Origin of the sequence: Spiroplasma taiwanense CT-1, assembly GCF_000439435.1 — a bacterium.
GTDB classification, from domain to species: Bacteria; Bacillota_I; Bacilli_A; order Mycoplasmatales; family Mycoplasmataceae; genus Spiroplasma_A; species Spiroplasma_A taiwanense.
The window spans coordinates 900,602-917,246 of sequence record NC_021846.1 but is presented as its reverse complement, the minus strand read 5'-3'; the positions used below and the strand labels follow the sequence as shown (position 1 = coordinate 917,246).

At 24.1% G+C, this 16,645-nt stretch carries 16 protein-coding genes and 1 tRNA gene; 15 read left to right on the top strand and 2 right to left on the bottom strand.

The features are described from left to right. Positions 1 to 17 precede the first annotated feature (17 nt). The 9 genes from STAIW_RS04620 (at position 18) to STAIW_RS04580 (ending at position 7,683) form a co-directional block, all read left to right on the top strand. Positions 18 to 764 (top strand): hypothetical protein, encoded by a 747-nt coding sequence (locus STAIW_RS04620; RefSeq protein ID WP_020834668.1) that lies wholly within the window; start codon positions 18 to 20, stop codon positions 762 to 764. 487 nt (positions 765 to 1,251) lie between these two features. Next, positions 1,252 to 1,746, top strand: coding sequence for a hypothetical protein (locus STAIW_RS04615; RefSeq protein WP_020834667.1), 495 nt, complete (start codon positions 1,252 to 1,254; stop codon positions 1,744 to 1,746). Next, a complete protein-coding gene (locus STAIW_RS04610) occupies positions 1,733 to 2,365 on the top strand; it encodes a hypothetical protein (protein WP_020834666.1) in 633 nt (210 codons plus the stop codon). The genes STAIW_RS04615 and STAIW_RS04610 overlap by 14 nt, the downstream gene beginning before the upstream one ends. A gap of 250 nt (positions 2,366 to 2,615) precedes the next feature. Next, the gene (gene rlmN, locus STAIW_RS04605) at positions 2,616 to 3,689 is read left to right on the top strand and encodes a 23S rRNA (adenine(2503)-C(2))-methyltransferase RlmN (RefSeq protein ID WP_020834665.1); all 1,074 of its coding nucleotides are present in this window, start codon (positions 2,616 to 2,618) and stop codon (positions 3,687 to 3,689) included. After that, a complete protein-coding gene (locus tag STAIW_RS04600) occupies positions 3,679 to 4,437 on the top strand; it encodes a PP2C family protein-serine/threonine phosphatase (protein WP_020834664.1) in 759 nt (252 codons plus the stop codon). Before rlmN ends, STAIW_RS04600 begins: the two co-directional genes overlap by 11 nt. Before the next feature lie 48 nt (positions 4,438 to 4,485). Next, entirely contained in the window at positions 4,486 to 5,499 is a 1,014-nt protein-coding gene (locus tag STAIW_RS04595) for a serine/threonine-protein kinase (protein WP_020834663.1), read from the top strand. Further along, the gene (rsgA, locus tag STAIW_RS04590) at positions 5,500 to 6,399 is read left to right on the top strand and encodes a ribosome small subunit-dependent GTPase A (RefSeq protein WP_020834662.1); all 900 of its coding nucleotides are present in this window, start codon (positions 5,500 to 5,502) and stop codon (positions 6,397 to 6,399) included. After that, positions 6,399 to 7,076, top strand: coding sequence for a ribulose-phosphate 3-epimerase (locus STAIW_RS04585; RefSeq protein ID WP_020834661.1), 678 nt, complete (start codon positions 6,399 to 6,401; stop codon positions 7,074 to 7,076). Before rsgA ends, STAIW_RS04585 begins: the two co-directional genes overlap by 1 nt. Further along, complete coding sequence (locus tag STAIW_RS04580; RefSeq protein ID WP_020834660.1) at positions 7,069 to 7,683, top strand: thiamine diphosphokinase; 615 nt, start codon at positions 7,069 to 7,071, stop codon at positions 7,681 to 7,683. Before STAIW_RS04585 ends, STAIW_RS04580 begins: the two co-directional genes overlap by 8 nt. Before the next feature lie 39 nt (positions 7,684 to 7,722). Here STAIW_RS04580 and STAIW_RS04575 read toward each other — a convergent pair. Together STAIW_RS04575 and rpmB are read right to left on the bottom strand one after the other, a co-directional pair. Next, positions 7,723 to 7,805: transfer RNA gene (locus tag STAIW_RS04575), tRNA-Leu, on the bottom strand. A gap of 112 nt (positions 7,806 to 7,917) precedes the next feature. Continuing rightward, a complete protein-coding gene (gene rpmB, locus STAIW_RS04570; RefSeq protein ID WP_020834659.1) occupies positions 7,918 to 8,118 on the bottom strand; it encodes a 50S ribosomal protein L28 in 201 nt (66 codons plus the stop codon). A gap of 233 nt (positions 8,119 to 8,351) precedes the next feature. On the opposite strand from rpmB, the gene STAIW_RS04565 reads away from it, so the two are divergent. From STAIW_RS04565 to rnc, 6 genes are all read left to right on the top strand, one after another. Continuing rightward, complete coding sequence (locus STAIW_RS04565; protein WP_020834658.1) at positions 8,352 to 8,663, top strand: Asp23/Gls24 family envelope stress response protein; 312 nt, start codon at positions 8,352 to 8,354, stop codon at positions 8,661 to 8,663. A gap of 115 nt (positions 8,664 to 8,778) precedes the next feature. Continuing rightward, complete coding sequence (locus STAIW_RS04560; protein WP_020834657.1) at positions 8,779 to 10,422, top strand: DAK2 domain-containing protein; 1,644 nt, start codon at positions 8,779 to 8,781, stop codon at positions 10,420 to 10,422. A gap of 310 nt (positions 10,423 to 10,732) precedes the next feature. Beyond that, complete coding sequence (locus tag STAIW_RS04555; protein WP_020834656.1) at positions 10,733 to 14,545, top strand: ABC transporter permease; 3,813 nt, start codon at positions 10,733 to 10,735, stop codon at positions 14,543 to 14,545. Between the two features lie 43 nt (positions 14,546 to 14,588). Then, positions 14,589 to 14,807, top strand: coding sequence for a hypothetical protein (locus STAIW_RS04550; protein WP_041618895.1), 219 nt, complete (start codon positions 14,589 to 14,591; stop codon positions 14,805 to 14,807). Positions 14,808 to 14,882: 75 nt separating this feature from the next. Beyond that, a complete protein-coding gene (gene plsX / locus STAIW_RS04545) occupies positions 14,883 to 15,887 on the top strand; it encodes a phosphate acyltransferase PlsX (RefSeq protein WP_020834655.1) in 1,005 nt (334 codons plus the stop codon). Beyond that, positions 15,887 to 16,582: a ribonuclease III gene (gene rnc, locus STAIW_RS04540; protein ID WP_020834654.1), complete on the top strand. Its 696-nt coding sequence runs from the start codon at positions 15,887 to 15,889 to the stop codon at positions 16,580 to 16,582. The genes plsX and rnc overlap by 1 nt, the downstream gene beginning before the upstream one ends. Positions 16,583 to 16,645: the final 63 nt, after the last annotated feature.

Sequence of the window (16,645 nt, the reverse complement as noted above, 5' to 3'; positions counted from 1 at the left end):
CTAATGGAGGTAAAAAAATGAGTTTTATACTGAAAGTATTATTAACTTTTCTTAGTTTGACTCAGTTTTCATTTTTTTCTAATAGTTTAAGTGTTAATCATCAATTAGTGAAAAACATTAGCAAGGAAAATATTGAAAATAATGAGTATATAACTGAACCGTATTACGTAATAAAAAACCCTTCAAATGTTGTTAAAAAAGAAAAACAAAAGTCTGGATCGCAGGGTTCTTATTATAAAAAGTCAATTGAAGAAGTTTTATTAACTGAAAGATTAGAATTAAAAAATTATGATGATTATTGATATGATTCAGCTTTGGAGTTTACATTTAAAAATATTTCTGAAAGAGATCTTGTAGGAGATAATGAATATTTTGGAACTCCAAGAATGAATTTAATGCAAAAGAGTTATAGTTTTAAAGTTAATTTAAAACTAAGGCAAAAATCAAAAGAAATTCAACAGGAATATTCATTTCATGATAAATGAAATGATTTATTTATATATACAAAATTAAATTTAGTAGTAACTAGATTCCATCAAGGAATAAATGCGCTAACTTTAACTGGGGCAATTGAAGAAGAATTCTATTATGATCCTGTTGCAAATTACAGAAAAGTCGGTGAAGACTTTGGTTGTGAATTAAAAGGTGGACTTATTTTAACTAAAACCAAAATGAATTTTCAAAGTAAAAAAGGTGATTTACAGAAAAAAGATAATAAGTCAAATGAATATGAAATGTATATAAATTTTAATGATGTTGATTAAGTTTATTATTTAGAAAAATTATTACTAAAATTAAGAGATGACTATAAAATTAATAAAGATAAAAATGTAGATGTTGTAATAAATTATTATTCCATTGAATTTGATTTTACAAAAAAATCTAAAATTATAAATTTTAGATTTCAAGATTTTAGTACTAAAAAAATTATTAAAGATAATATAAAAGTAAAAATTATTGTAACTAAAAAATATAGTGAGACAAAAAACAAAAACATATCTTTAATTTCAGGAATTAGAAATTTAGATGAAATTCATAAAAAGATTTACTACTTTATATCTAAAAGATATCAAATAGAAAAAAAATATTTATTTCAATCAATTTAATTTTGCAAATACAAATGAATTAATTAATTTCAGAAATGGGAAAAGAGCTACTTTTGAATACAGTATTAATTTAGAAAATAATGCAGAATTAAAATTTTCTGCTTGAATAATTCCAACTTCTAAAATAGCAAGTGAAAATCAGAAGATGCTCACTTTTTCAAATGTAAATTTTACCCATTTCAAAAAAAATTATGAACTGAATATTTATAAAGTAATAAAGGAAGAAAAAATAAATGATGACAAATTTAATTTTAAAGATATTATTTCTTCAAAAGATAAAATTAATCTTAATATCGGAGAGTCAGACATAATTTTAATTTCAAATGGAAAAGATTTTAGAAATTTAAAAATTAGCAATTCTTCAAATATTGAAATTAAAAAAATGGGTATTGATGAATTTAAAGTTTTTGCCAATAAAGTAGGAGAAGGTTTTATTTCATTTAATTCAATTGATGCATCAGAAATAAAATTAATAAAAGTAACTGTAATTGATAATCAAAATGATTTTTCTTTATCAAAAAATTTTATTGAAATTGAAAAAGGAAATATTGGATCAATTGATATTAATACTGATCATATTTCAAATTTATCAGTAATTAATAAATATAGTTTTCTCTACACTTATTTTGAAAATATATAGTACAAAAATAGGAAAATATAGTTTTGAGGTATTTTCACAAGAAACAAAAAAATCTATAAAAGTTCAAGTAAATATAAAGAAAAATAGCTCTGATATAATATTTGAAAATCAAACAGCCATTAATTTATCTAAAAATCAAGGGCAAATAAAAATTATAAATTGAAAAAACATAGAATTTGAAGAAATTAAAATAAATTCAATTAATTCAAATATTTCTCTATTTGTAACTGAACATGAAATTAATTATTTGTCCCATATTCCGGGAAAATACGAAATAAATCTTCAATATAAAAACAAAAATTACAATTTGACAATCTATACTTTTGAAAATTTTAAAGAAGTAACTAAGGATTTAAAAATTAACAATAAAATAGAGTTTTTAAAATCGGAGTTTAATGTTGTAAATTATTCTAAAAATTTAACACTAAAAACTGAAAAAGAAAATTATGTTTTTAAATTCAATACAAAATCATTATTTAATGCAAAAATTGAGTTATTTTCAAATAAGGGTGAAAAAGTAATTCTTAACTTAATTAATAATAATGAATCTCAAGAGGAACAACAAAATTGTACTTCAAATTGTGAAAATAATCCTGAACTAAAACAAGAAATTAATTAAACAGATGATAATTCAAATGATTCTGAAAATGATAATAATTCAAATTCAGAAAATAATGAAAATTTAAATAATGAACAAATAAAAAATAATGATTGAAGTAAGTGATTAATTTTATTAATTATTCCAATTGGGGGATTAGTAGTAGCAATAATATTATCTTTAATTAAAAAGGTTAAAAAAAATTAACTTTATTTTTAGATTATATTTTAAATTACTTTGTATGATAAAATAAAAAATGGAGTATTTTCACATGGAACAAAAAAGTATTTTTAACTATACAATTGAAGAATTGGAAGCAACCTTATTAGAGAATGATTTTAAGAAATTTTCAGCGAAGCAAATATTTGATTGATTATATTTAAAGTTGGAAACTAATTTTGATAATATGTCTAATTTAAATAAATCATTAAGAGAATTTTTAAAGCAAAATTTTACTGTTAATCTTTTAAAGGATTTAGTTGTAGAAGAATCAAAAGATGGTACTATTAAAATTTTATTTATGTTAGATGACAAAAGAACTATTGAAACTGTTTTAATGCCGCAAAAGTATGGACAATCTGTTTGTGTTACTACACAGGTTGGATGTAAAATGGCTTGTAAGTTTTGTGCTTCAGGATTAATAAAAACAGAGAGAAACTTGTCAACTGATGAAATAGTAAGACAAATTTATGCAATGAATTTATATTTAAAAGAAAAATATAAAAATGATTTAAATAATAAATGTTCAAGAGTAAGTCATATTGTGGTTATGGGAATTGGTGAACCTTTTGATAACTTTGATAATGTTTTAAAATTTGTGAGAATAATTAACGATAAAAATGGTTTTGAAATTGGTGCAAGACACATTACAATTTCAACTTGTGGCATTGTTCCAAAAATAAGGCAATTTGCAGATTTAATGACTCAAATTAATTTGGCAATTTCACTTCATGCCCCAAATAATGATGTAAGAAATAAAATGATGCCAATTAATAAGGCATTTCCAATTGAACAATTATTGGATTCAGTTAGGTATTACATTGATAAGACTAATAGAAGAGTTACTTTTGAATATATTCTTATTGAAGATGTCAATGATTTACCTGAACATGCAGTGGAGTTATCAAAAATAATTAAGGGAATTAATGGTTATGTTAATTTAATACCATATAATGAAGTAGAAGAAAATCCATATAAACAATCAACAAAAATTGATCAGTTTTTTAAAATTTTAAAAAAACAAGGTATAAATGCAATAGTTCGAAAAGAATTTGGTGCAGACATTGATGCAGCTTGTGGTCAATTAAGAGCAAAAAGAGAAGGAATTATAAAAAATGAAATTTAAATATGCAACTTTAACAGATATTGGAAATTATAGAAAAGCAAATCAAGATTTTTTAGATTTTTTTGTTAATAAAAACGGTGAGGCTTTTGGAATAGTTTGTGATGGTATGGGGGGGCATGCATTTGGTGAAATAGCTTCAAAATTAGCTGTTGAAAAATTTGTTGAATTATTTAAAAAACAAAATTTCTTTGATATGAATCAAAAAGAAATTAATAGATGACTAAGAAATTGTATTAATGAAATATTAAATGAAATGATAGAATATTCTAACGACAGATTTGAAACAAAGGATATGGGAACAACATTAACTGCAATTTTATTTACTAAAATTGGAGGTTTTGTTATTAATATTGGAGATTCAAGAACCTATAAATTAGTTAATAATTCTTTGTTTCAAATAACACAAGACCAAAATTTATGAAATTCTACTCCTGAAGCAGAAAGAAAAGATATTCAAATGTCTAGTTTATATGAAAAAGCAAATGAACTAACTTTTTGAAAAGTCTTAACAAGCGCCTTAGGACCTCAAAAAACACTAAGAGTTGATACATATTTTATTGAAAAACAAGAGGGAATTTATATGTTAACAACAGACGGTGTTCATGATTATATTGATCAAGATATAACAGTTGCAACATTATCAAATAAGAAAATAAAATTAAAGGAAAAAGCTAATTTAATAGTTGAAGACGCAAAAGATAATATATCAACAGATAATTTATCAATTTTAATTATAGAGGCAGAGTAATTACTTTGCTTTTTTTGTTATTATATTAAGAGAAAGGGGGTTTCTAACATGAAACAATATGAAAAAGGTCAAATTTTAGCTGATAGATATGAATTAATTGAAGCAATTGGAAAAGGTGGAATGGCTTCTGTTTTTAAAGCTTTTGATATTTACACTAAAACAATTGTTGCTGTTAAAATTTTAGCCCCCGAAATTGTTCTAAAACCTGTGGGTCAAGAAAGATTTGAAGTAGAAAAAGAAGCATTTGCGAAATTAGGTTTAAACCCAAATGTTGTTAAACTTTTTGATGTAATTCAATCTGGAGATGAATGGTATATTATTTTAGAATGTGTCGAAGGAGGCACTTTAAAAGATAAATATCAAAATTTTGGAGCAATGACATTAAGAGAATTAAAATATTATTTTTCAAAAATTTGTGATGCTCTTTCTGAGGCACATAAATTAAAAATTATTCACAGAGATATAAAACCAGATAATGTATTACTTACCCAAAGTGGGGAAGTTAAATTGGGAGATTTTGGTATTTCTGTAATGGAAGATAGATCTACAGAAACAGAAAAAGCAATAGGAACTCCAAAATATATGCCTCCTGAAATTATAGCTGCTCAAAAAGCTACACCTAAAAGTGATATTTATTCATTAGGAATAATGTTATATGAATTTTCAACAGGAATTGCCCCATTTATACATAAGGAAGCTAATGGAATTGCTTTAAAACATCTGAAAGAAACACCAACACTTCCAAAACTAATAAACCCTTCAATTCCTCAAAGTTTAGAAAATATAATTTTGAAAATGATTGAAAAAGAACCATTATATAGATATGAATCAGTTGATGAAGTGAAAAGAGATTTATTAAAAGTTAAACAAACAGATTCGCCAAAACCATACAATTACCATAAAAAGGTAACTTTAAATATGAAAGAGGGTCAAAAAACAATTAAAGTTGGCACAACATATGATAAATTGCCTGTTATTGCAAAAAGTGCTTTTTCATTTTCTTTTACTTTGATATTTTTATTTTTGATTTTGATTTTAGTTGCTGTCTTGGTTTTTATCTAAATGTTAAAAACAGGAATTATATTAAAAATAATTAGTGAGTATGCTTATGTTTTATTTGAAAAACAAGTATATGAGTGCAAATCAAAAGGAAAATTAAGACATAATAATCAAAAACCAACAACAGGTGACTTTGTTACATTTGAAATATTAGATACTAACGATTTTAAGGGTATTATTTTTGAAATTTTAAAAAGAAAAAATGAATTATATAGACCAAGAATTTCAAATATAGATCAGGTTGTTATAATAACTTCAGTTAAAGAACCAATTCTTAATACATATACATTAAATAAATATTTATGTTTTGTTGAATCATTGGAATTAAAACCTGTATTGGCTTTTACAAAAGTTGATTTAGTAGATATTAATGATGAATATCTAAATCTTGCTAGAAAATATGAAGACATTGGTTATGAAATTTATTTGATTAATAATATGATTGAAACTGATTTAGAATGAAAAAAATTCATATTATCTTTGGAAAAAAAAGTTTCTGTATTTACTGGACAAACTGGTACAGGTAAATCAACAACGTTAAATCATATTATTCCAAATATTTTTGAAAAGACTCAAGAAATTTCGAAATCATTAAATAGAGGAAAACATACAACCACCAAAAATGAATTATTTATTTATAAGGATGGTTTAATTGGAGACACACCAGGATTTTCTTCTTTTGAGTTTAAAGAAATGACACCTGCTATGCTTGCAACGAGTTTGACTTATTTTAAAAAAATCTTAAATAAATGTAAATTTAATAATTGTATTCACGTAAATAACACACCAGGTTGTCAGTTAATTGAAGATGTAAAAAATAATAAGTTTCCAAAATTTATTTATGAGGATTATATAAAAATACAATTGGAATTAGAAAATGAACAATTAAGGAGAAAATATTAATGCAAAAATTTATTGTAGCACCAAGTATTTTGACAGCAAATTTTTTAAATTTAGGTAAAGAATTGGAAAAATTAGAAAAAGCAGGAATTGAATGAATTCATTATGATGTTATGGATTATAATTTTGTTCCAAATCTTAGTTTTGGAACAAAAATTTTAGAAGATATAACAAATAAGTTTAACTTTAAAATTGATGTTCACTTAATGGTGAAAATAGAAAATTTCAAAATGGAAGATTATTTAAATTCATTTATATTTAAAAACATTCAACAATTAACAATGCATTTTGAATCATTAACACCAGAACAAATAGAGGAGTTTATTTCATTTTGCATAAACAAAAAATTGAGATCTTCAATTGCAATAAATCCAGATACAAATGTTGAAGTAATTCTAAAATATTTAAATAAACTTGATAATGTTCTTATAATGAGTGTTTATCCAGGATTTGGTGGTCAATCTTTTATTACTAAGAGTTTAGAAAAATTGAGATTTCTTAAAAATTATAGAGATAATAATAATTTAGTTTTTTCAATTCAAGTTGATGGTGGAATTAATGAAACAACATATAAATTAGTTCAATTGGAAGGAGTAGATATAATTGTTGCAGGAAGTTATCTTGTGGGGGGAAATATTTTAAATTTAGAAGAAAGAGTTAAAAAACTAAAAAGTGACTAAAGCTTTAATAATTATTTCCCCAACGAATATTGATTTAAAAAACTTTGAGAAAAATTATTTTATTGTTGGAGTTGAGAGAGGTTGTTTAGAATTAATTAAGCAAAATATTAATATAGATTTAGCCATTTCTGATTTCGATCAAGTATCAAAAGCAGAAAAAGAATTAATAAAATTAAAAACTAAAGAATATATAGAATTAAATCCAGAAAAATATTATTTAGATGGAATTTCTGCTTTAGAAGAACTAAAGAAAAGAAAATATGATGATATTACTATGATAGTTAATCCATCAAAAAGATATGATATGAATTTAAGTATTTTAGAGTATGTTTTTAATTATAATTTAACAATTTTAAATGATGATTCAATTATATTTAAGTTAAATCCAGGAAAAAATATTTTAAATTTTAATAATTTTCAAGAATTTACATATGTATCTTTTTTTGCAAAAGAAAATTTAAAAATTTCTATTAAAAATTTAAAGTATGAAGTAGATGATTTATTTTTAATAGCTTACTCTACTAGAGCTTTTTCTAATTGTTTTATTCCTTATAAAAATGCAATAATAACTTTAGATAAAGAATTAATTGTAATCATGACAAAATAAAAAATTCCTAAAAAAGGAATTTTTTATTTTTTTTCAAAATGGTACCCTCTGTCGGACTCGAACCGACACGATTACTCGGCAGATTTTGAGTCTGCTGCGTCTACCAATTTCGCCAAGAGGGCAAATGCATTATTATTATATATAAATATAATTTAAAACAAAATATATATAAATAATTTATTAGAAAAAAACATCTAAGAGAATAAAAAAACATTATCTTAGATGTCGAATATTTTATTTTGCTAATTGATTATTTTTTTTCAAAGTTCTTAGAGTTCTTGCTGAAACTTTTAAAGTCATAACTTTACCATTTTCATCCATAACCTGAACTTTTTGTAGGTTAAGGTTTCATTTTCTTTTATTGGCATTCATAGCATGTGATCTTGAATTACCAGATAATGGTCCTTTGCCTGTTAAACCGTCTTTTCTTGCCATATTAATTCACCTCGGACTTAGTAATAATATAATAATTAGTTTTAAAATACAATAATTATTACAAATTTATTTTTAAGAAATATATATAATTTCTTTTTTTGATATTAAGTAGTATTATTCTTAATTACAATGGTGTAAAATATTTTTGTATTAGTTTGAAACATGATATTCATGATTTCGTTGTTTCCTAAAATAATATAAATGAACTTAAACAGTTTTAACGGAGGTTTTACGTGATAGAGCAAAAATTATTAGATGTAATTAAAAATTCTGTTGTTACTGTACCTGGTGTTATTTCTTTTGCAAATTTCACTGCAAAAACAAAAGAAGAATTAAAAACTGAAGATATTTCTAAAGCTGTTGAGGTTGTTGATTTAGATACAACATTTAAAGTAAAAATTCATATTATTTTAATTAATGGTGTTAACATACGAGACGTTGTCAATGAAGTTCAAACACGTGTAAAGTATGAGTTAGAAAAAGAATCTAACTTTATGCAAAATTGTATAGTTGACATTGCAGTCGATGATTTAATAGTTATTTAATAAAATATCAATTGCTTTGTTAAAATTTTCTGGCAAAATAATATTTGCAATTTTTTATTATTTTTTATTTTCAATGGAATAATAGAAAAACAAAATTAGAAGGTGACAATATACTATGAAAGATGCAAAAATATTGAAGGGCATGATAACTAGTGGGGTAAATTGTATTTACAATAATTATCCTCATATTGATAAATTAAATGTTTTTCCTGTTCCAGATGGTGATACAGGTACAAATATGAATTTAACGTGCAGTAATGGTTTTGGAGAAATTGAAAAAACTGAATTTGATAAAATTGGTGACTTAATGTCAAAATTTTCAAGAGGTCTTATAATGGGAGCTCGAGGTAATTCAGGAGTAATTTTTTCACAGATTATTAAAGGTTTTTCAAATGCTATGAAAGAAAAAGAGAATTTAAATCTTGAAACTTGAAAATTAGCTTTTACAAAAGCAAAAGAAGTTGCATATGCAGCTGTTATGAAACCAGTAGAAGGAACAATTCTTACCGTAATTAGAGAAACAAGTGATTTTATTAATTCAATAGTTGAAGAAATTGATCAACTTACTTTTTGAAATAAAGTAGTTGAAGCATCAACTGTTTCTCTTAATAATACACCTGAATTATTAGCTCCTCTTAAAGAGGTTGGAGTAGTTGATAGCGGTGGTTATGGTTTAGTTAAATTTTTTGAAGGAATGCAATACTTTATTAAAAATTCAAAACCAATAACAAGATTAAAAAAATTAGAAGAAAATACTGGTGGTAACATTCAGTTAGCAATAGAAGATGAATTTGGATATTGTACTGAAGCAATCGTTATGCTAAATGAAGAATTAATTGATAAATTGAAAATTGATACAGTTAGAAGTACTTTTGAACAATATGGAAATACTTCAATTGTTGCAGTAATGGATGGAGATATTTTAAAAGTTCATACGCACGCTTTAATTCCTGGGCAAGTTTTAACTTACTTGCAACAATTTGGTGAATTTAAAACAATTAAAGTTGAAAATATGAATATTCAAGCAGAAAAACATGTGTTAGATGAAAATGATGTAAGTGAAGCCCAAAAAGCAGCTCAAAAACAAAGAACTTTATTAAATGATGTTGCAACAATTTCAGTTGTAAGATCAAAAGGGATGGTTGATTATTTTAAAAATGAATTAAGTATTGATTTTGTAATTGATGGTGGGCCAAAAATGAATCCTTCAACTAATGATTTTTTAAAGGCAATTGAAAAAGTAAATGCAAAAACAGTATATATTTTTCCAAATGACAGTAATGTTTTACTTGCTGCAAAACAAGCAAAAGATTTAGAGAAAATGTCAAAGGTTGTAGTTATTGAAACAAAAACAATTCCGCAGGGTATTACAGCATATTTAAATTTAGACTCAGATGAAAGTATCAAAAAAAATGAAACAAATATTTCAAAAGCACTCAAAAATGTTATTTCTGTTGCAATAAACAAAGCAGCAAGAGATGCAACTATTGATGGAGTAAAAATAAAAGAAAATGAATGAATGATGTCAGTTGATAGAAAAGTAGTAATTTCGGCTAAAATATTACAAGAAATATTTTCAAGAGCTTTATCAAAATTAATTTCTTCAAAAACAGAAATATTAACAATTTTTACTGGAACTGATGCAAGTTTCAAAGATGTTAGTGATTTAAGAAAACACCTTGATGAAAATCATGATATTGAGTATGAGGTTATTGATGGTGGACAAGAAGTCTATGCATTTATTATAGGAATTGAATAAAAATAAAAAAACTAATTTATAAAATTAGTTTTTTTATTTTTAATAATAATGTATAATGACTTTGAAAAAGATAAGTGTTAAATGAAATGATATTTATAAGTTTACTTAAATAATTTTGATTTAATTTGTAGATTTATTTTTTATGTAATTTTATTTTTACAATTTAATATATTAGTAATCAATTTTTGGGTAATAAAGAATAGTTTAATATAATTAAAGTTTTAAATTGTTAATATTGTACTTCTTGCCGTTTAAAAAATGATTTATAATTTTAGTTTTATGATTTTTAAAATTAAATAGAAAGGGAATAATGAACAATATATTTAAATCTTACATTAAACTTTTTATTAAATCCTGAGTTGAAACTTTAGGAACAATTATTTTTTTAATTATTTTTACTATGCTTATAATGGGTATGCTTGCAACTCCCTTACAATTATCACTTAAGGCGTCGTCTATAAAAAGAGAGACTTCAACCTGACAGGAGCAACGCCAAACAGATGGAAAATTAAGTGAAGATTTTATTGAAAAATTTTTTACTCCAGAAAATCAAATAAATGGTAGTGTTGTCATAACAAAAGTGAAAGATAAAGAAATTAAAATTGATTTTCCTATAGAAGGCTGATTTTCTGAAAAATCAATTGATGCAATTAATAAATATTTAGAATCACTCAAAGTTGAAATAGAAGAATCATGTAATGACTCTAATGAAACAAATTGTGAAGAAAATTATAAAAAAAGCGAAAAAAATAGTTTGGTATCATCACTATTTAATTCATACAAAATTTATCACGATTCAAAAGAATTAATTTTATCAATCAATGAAGATGGAGAAGAGAATAAATTAAAAATTAATGAAATATTTACTCCAACAGCAATAGAAATTCTAAATTCAAATAATAGAAGTTTAAATAGCTATATAATTGATCAAATAATTTCGCAGCTATCATCATTTGAAGGTAATTCAAATTTTAATTATTCAAATTTTAATAATGTTTCAAAAAACTTTAGAGATTCAGCAACTAATAAACAGTATTTATATTTTATTTCATCTGTTGGATCTTTAATTCAGAATTCACAAAATTTAAATAATCTTGTTTTACAAGAAGGTAGATTACCGACAGAAAATAATGAAATAATTTTAAATGATGCCTTTATGAAAAAACAGAATCTATCAATAGGAGATAATATTAAAATATCTGAAAATTATGAATTTAAAATTGTAGGAATTGGAATTAAATATTCAACTTTATCTCCAATAGGTTTTTCTTCATTTTCCGATTCTATTGATAATTATGCTCAAATTTTTACTACAGATGACTTCTTCAAATCAAACGAAAATTATTCATTTAAGAACATTTTTTTAAATGAAGAGAAAAATCCTTCTTGAGAGCAGTCAACTGCATCAGGTAAAAGATTTAGATTTTGATCAGAAACTTACGTTAATAATTATAATTTAGATATTTCAATAAATGAAATTTTAACCGAATCTTCATCTGATGATTTTCCATTAATCTTTAATTCTGGTTCAGCTGTTTTTAAAGAAATGACAAGTCATTCAGTAATTAAAAATTTGACTAATTTATATATAATAACTTGAATTTATGCTGTAATTGGAGGAATACTATTTATTTTAGCGTTCTTCTTTATATTATTTGTTCTAAAAAAAGAAATAAATAATACAAGAAGACAATTGGGGGTATTTAAATCACTTGGGTATAAAACTAGTGAATTAACTTGAATATTTGCAGTTAAGACATTTATAACAATGATAATTGCAATAGCAATTGGTTATTTATTATCAATGCCCTTTCAAATTGATTCGGCAACAAAGCAATTTAATACTTATGTAATTTTTGATTATCAAATTATTTATTCTAATGTTTTATTCTTATTTATTTTAATTATTGGAGTTCCATTGATTTTTTCATTATTTAGTTACTTATCAATATTTAAATATTTATCTGAAGGTGCTCTTGCGTTATTAAGCTCAGGCCCAAAGAAATCTAATTTTGATTGACTAATTTTAATTTTAAAAATAATATTTTGACCAGCATTAATATATTTTTTCTTTAATTGACTAATTTTAAAAATTTTAAAAAATAAAAATTTTGGTTTCACTTTTAGAATGCAACACGCTTTTGTTTCTACAGGAAAGGGTAAATTTGCATTGATTATGGGATTATTTGCTTTTAGTTCATTTTTATTTACTTTACAATTAAGAACTATGCCAATAATTGAAAATATGATTGATGGTGCATATAATATTTATTCACCAGAAACTAATCATCTTTATAATTTTAAAAGTGCAACTAATATGGATATTAAAAAAGATGGTTTATCTAAAAATATAACTAAACCAGATTATCATTTAGATTTTGTAAATGTTAACGAAGAAGGATTTAATTCAATAAAAGACTACGTTGATCAAAACTCATTAAATAAAAATGATGACTATTATTATACTTCTCTTGCATCAAATTTAATTAATGCAGCAGCAGAACTTAAAACAGAAATTAATAAAAATTCATCAAATAGCCAACAAATAAATAGTCTTTCTAGTATTGTACTAAATTTTGCAATGTTATTATTACCTTTAGAAGAAGGTCAGCAAAAATTGGCAGGATTAAAAGATGATTTGATTAATTCTAATTTTGAAAATATTTTAAAATTTTTAGAAGAATTAAAAAACTCTCCAATTTCAGAAACTTCTTTAATTTTAATTAAACCTGAAACTTTAAAAGGTCTTTATTTAAATGATATTGCACAATATTTGTGTGTTTCAACACCAAGTGAAACAGTAATTGATTGTACAAATATTGAAGAATATAAAGAATCATTACTGTCAAGTTTTAATACTAATAAAATGAGCAAAAAAGATACTCCTCTTGTAGATTTAAACATTAGTGATACTTTAAAAACTTTAGTTCAAACATTTTTCATGACTAAAGAAAATATTAATCCTTTTATAAGTATAAATAGTGTTTTATTTGAAGGCCAAAAAGAAGCGTTAATGCAAGTTTTACCATTTTATATTTTAGGAAACAGTGAGGTTGACATCGATGAATCTATTTTAAAATTATTTGACACAACATCAAAATATGGGGGAGATCTTAAAAAAATAATTAATTTTTCAGGAGTGAACGATGAAAATTTTAAAGAACTAACTGAAGTGAATGATGACTATATTAATGGAATTATTTCTTTTAGACTTTCTAGATTAATTAATAAAAATATTGGAGACACTTTTGAAATTAATATTGGTAATAAAGGTTTAAAACAAAAAATAAAAATTGTTGCAATTAATTTAAATGATACAATGCTTCAAAATGTTTATGTAGATTATAAAGTTACTATTGATAAAATTGGAAAAAATTTAAGTGATAAAGACTCAAAATACTATTTCAATGAAATAAATAGTACAAAATTAGCCAGTGAAGGTAAAATTGATTTTGCTGATATTGGAGGATCAATTAATAGTTTTAAAAACTTAAAAGATACATTTAGTTTTGCTTCATCTGTTAAAGAACCTTGAGTTGGAAATATATTAGATATTTTCGTAAGGAATCTTGATATTTCACAAATTCCTGCATTAACCGGATTTGAAGAAATTATTAGGGAAATGAAGGAAAATATAAATGCTCCAAAAGATATTAATTTCTTTATGGAACCCGGTGTTATTTCATTACCTATTTTAAAATCTGTAATTGATGAATTAATAAGTAAATTAACAAATTCTATGTTAATGTATATTTTAATTGACATTGTATTATTAACAATTTTATTAGTGGTAATTATGAATATTATTATTTCAGATTCTATTAATATAATTACAATTATGAGATCATTGGGATATTCAAATAGACAAATAAATTGAATGGTAATGGGAAAATATATAACGGGAGCTTTTATTAGTTTTGTATTTGCATTCTTAGCCTCAGTTATGATTTGATATATTATTCAAGCAATTGTTTGAGAACAATTTAAAATATTAATATTAGTTCCTTCTTTACCTTGAATTCCATTTGTTTCTCTAATTGTTCTAGGAGCAATTATTTATATAGGGTGATTAGCGGCGATGTTCCAAATTAAAAAAAGACCATTGACTTTATTAGTAAGTTAATAGTGTATAATGATTTTATATTTAAAAATGGGAGGTTTTAATTATGCCATTACCTAAACAAAATACACAAAATTCGCCTGATGTTTGTTGTCCGGGGGGAGCACACAATTGTTATACTTGTAGAGTTTGCAGTGGTTCTTTTCATGGGTGCCAAAGTTCCTTCAGGTGCATAAATTGCCAAATATGTTTAACAAAAAAATGTCCATGTTGTGAAAAAGGAAGTATCAGACAACAAGAAAATAAAGAAAAATACAAAAAATAAATAGATAGGTTTATTTTTTGTATTTTTCTTTATTTTTTAAATAATATATAATTTCAATAGAATGGAGTAAAAAATATGAATTTTAAAAAAATAGCATTTGATGTTATGGGTTCGGATAATGGTTTAATTCCAGCAGTTGATGCTGCTATTAAACTTTTAGGTGAGCAAAAGGATTTAAAAATTATCTTTGTAGGAAATGAAGAAAAGTTGAAATCAGTTTTAGCAACAAAAAAATATAATCCAGAACAAATTGAATTTTTTAATACAACAGAAGTTATAAATATGACTGATGGAATATTAGAAATTAGAAGAAAAAAGGACTCTAGTATGGTTCGAGCAATTGAATTGCTAGAAAGCGATAAAGTAGATGCAATTACAACTGCGGGTGCTACTGCTCCATTTATTGCAGGGTGTCACTTTATTTTGAAAGAAATTCCCGGAATTAAAAGACCTGGTTTTATGCCGGTTATACCAACGGTAGTTTCTGGAAAAGTTACTTTATTGCTAGATGTTGGTGCAAATTTGGAATGTGATCCAGAGGATTTACAAAATTTTGCTATTATGGCATCAGCTTATTCAAAGTTAATAAATAATGTAGATAATCCAAAAGTGGCTTTATTGAATATTGGTGAAGAAAAATCTAAGGGATTTGAAATGCATCAAAACGCTTATAAACTTATGGATGAAAATAAAAATATTAACTTTATTGGAAATATTGAACCTAGGTATATTGCTAGTGGTGATGTTGATATTGTTGTTACTGATGGTTATACAGGAAATATTGCTTTAAAAGCAGCAGAAGGTATGGGAAAAATTTTATTAAAAGAAATAAAAACAGCACTTACAAAAAACATTTTTAGAAAATTGGCTGCATTAAGACTAAGAAAAGCATTTAAGGAAGTTTCTGCAAAATTTGATTATAAAAATCATGCAGGAGCAATTTTATTGGGAGTAAACAAAATTGCTTTTAAATCTCATGGTTCAAGTGATAAAGTTGCTTTTTACGCAACTTTAAAAATGACTTATAATGCAATAAAAAATGATGTAGTTAATAAAATTAAAGAGGCTTTAGAAAAATAGTGAATATTAGAGATTTTTTTTTAAAATTTTCAATTACTATAAATGATTTAAGTTATTTTAATGAAGCTTTTACACATAATTCTTATTCTAATGAGAATAGATTAAGTAAAAATTACCAGAGATTAGAATTTTTGGGAGATGCTATTTTACAAATGAAGGTAAGTGAGTTTTTGTATAGAAAATATCCTCAATCAAATGAAGGAGTATTGACAAAATATAGAAGTTCAATAGTTCGTAAAGAAACATTAGCAAGTTTATCAAGAAAATTTGGCTTAACCAATTTTATTAGACTTGGAGTTGGTGAACGAGAATCAAAAGGATATGAAAAAGATTCAATTCTTTCTGATATTTTTGAATCAATTACAGCAGCAATTTATTTAGATCAGGGTGATGAAATATTGAAGATTTGATTAGAAAAAACAATTTTTTCTTGTGATATTATGAATTTTTATTTAGATGATTCTCATGATTATAAATCAGAATTACAAGAATTAATTCAAATTGAAATGAGAACGGAATTATCCTATAAAACTATTTCTCAGGAAAAAGAGGAGAATAATCAAAATTTATTTACAGTTAATGTAATTCTCGATGAAATGGTTTTTGGAACAGGTCAAGGAACAAATAAAAAACAGGCTGAACAAGCAGCTGCAAAAAGTGCTTTATCAAAAATTAAAAAAACTTTTAAAAACTAAAATTGCCCTTTAAAAATGGGGTTTTTTTAGTTATGTAAATTTTACAATTTTCAAAAAATATAT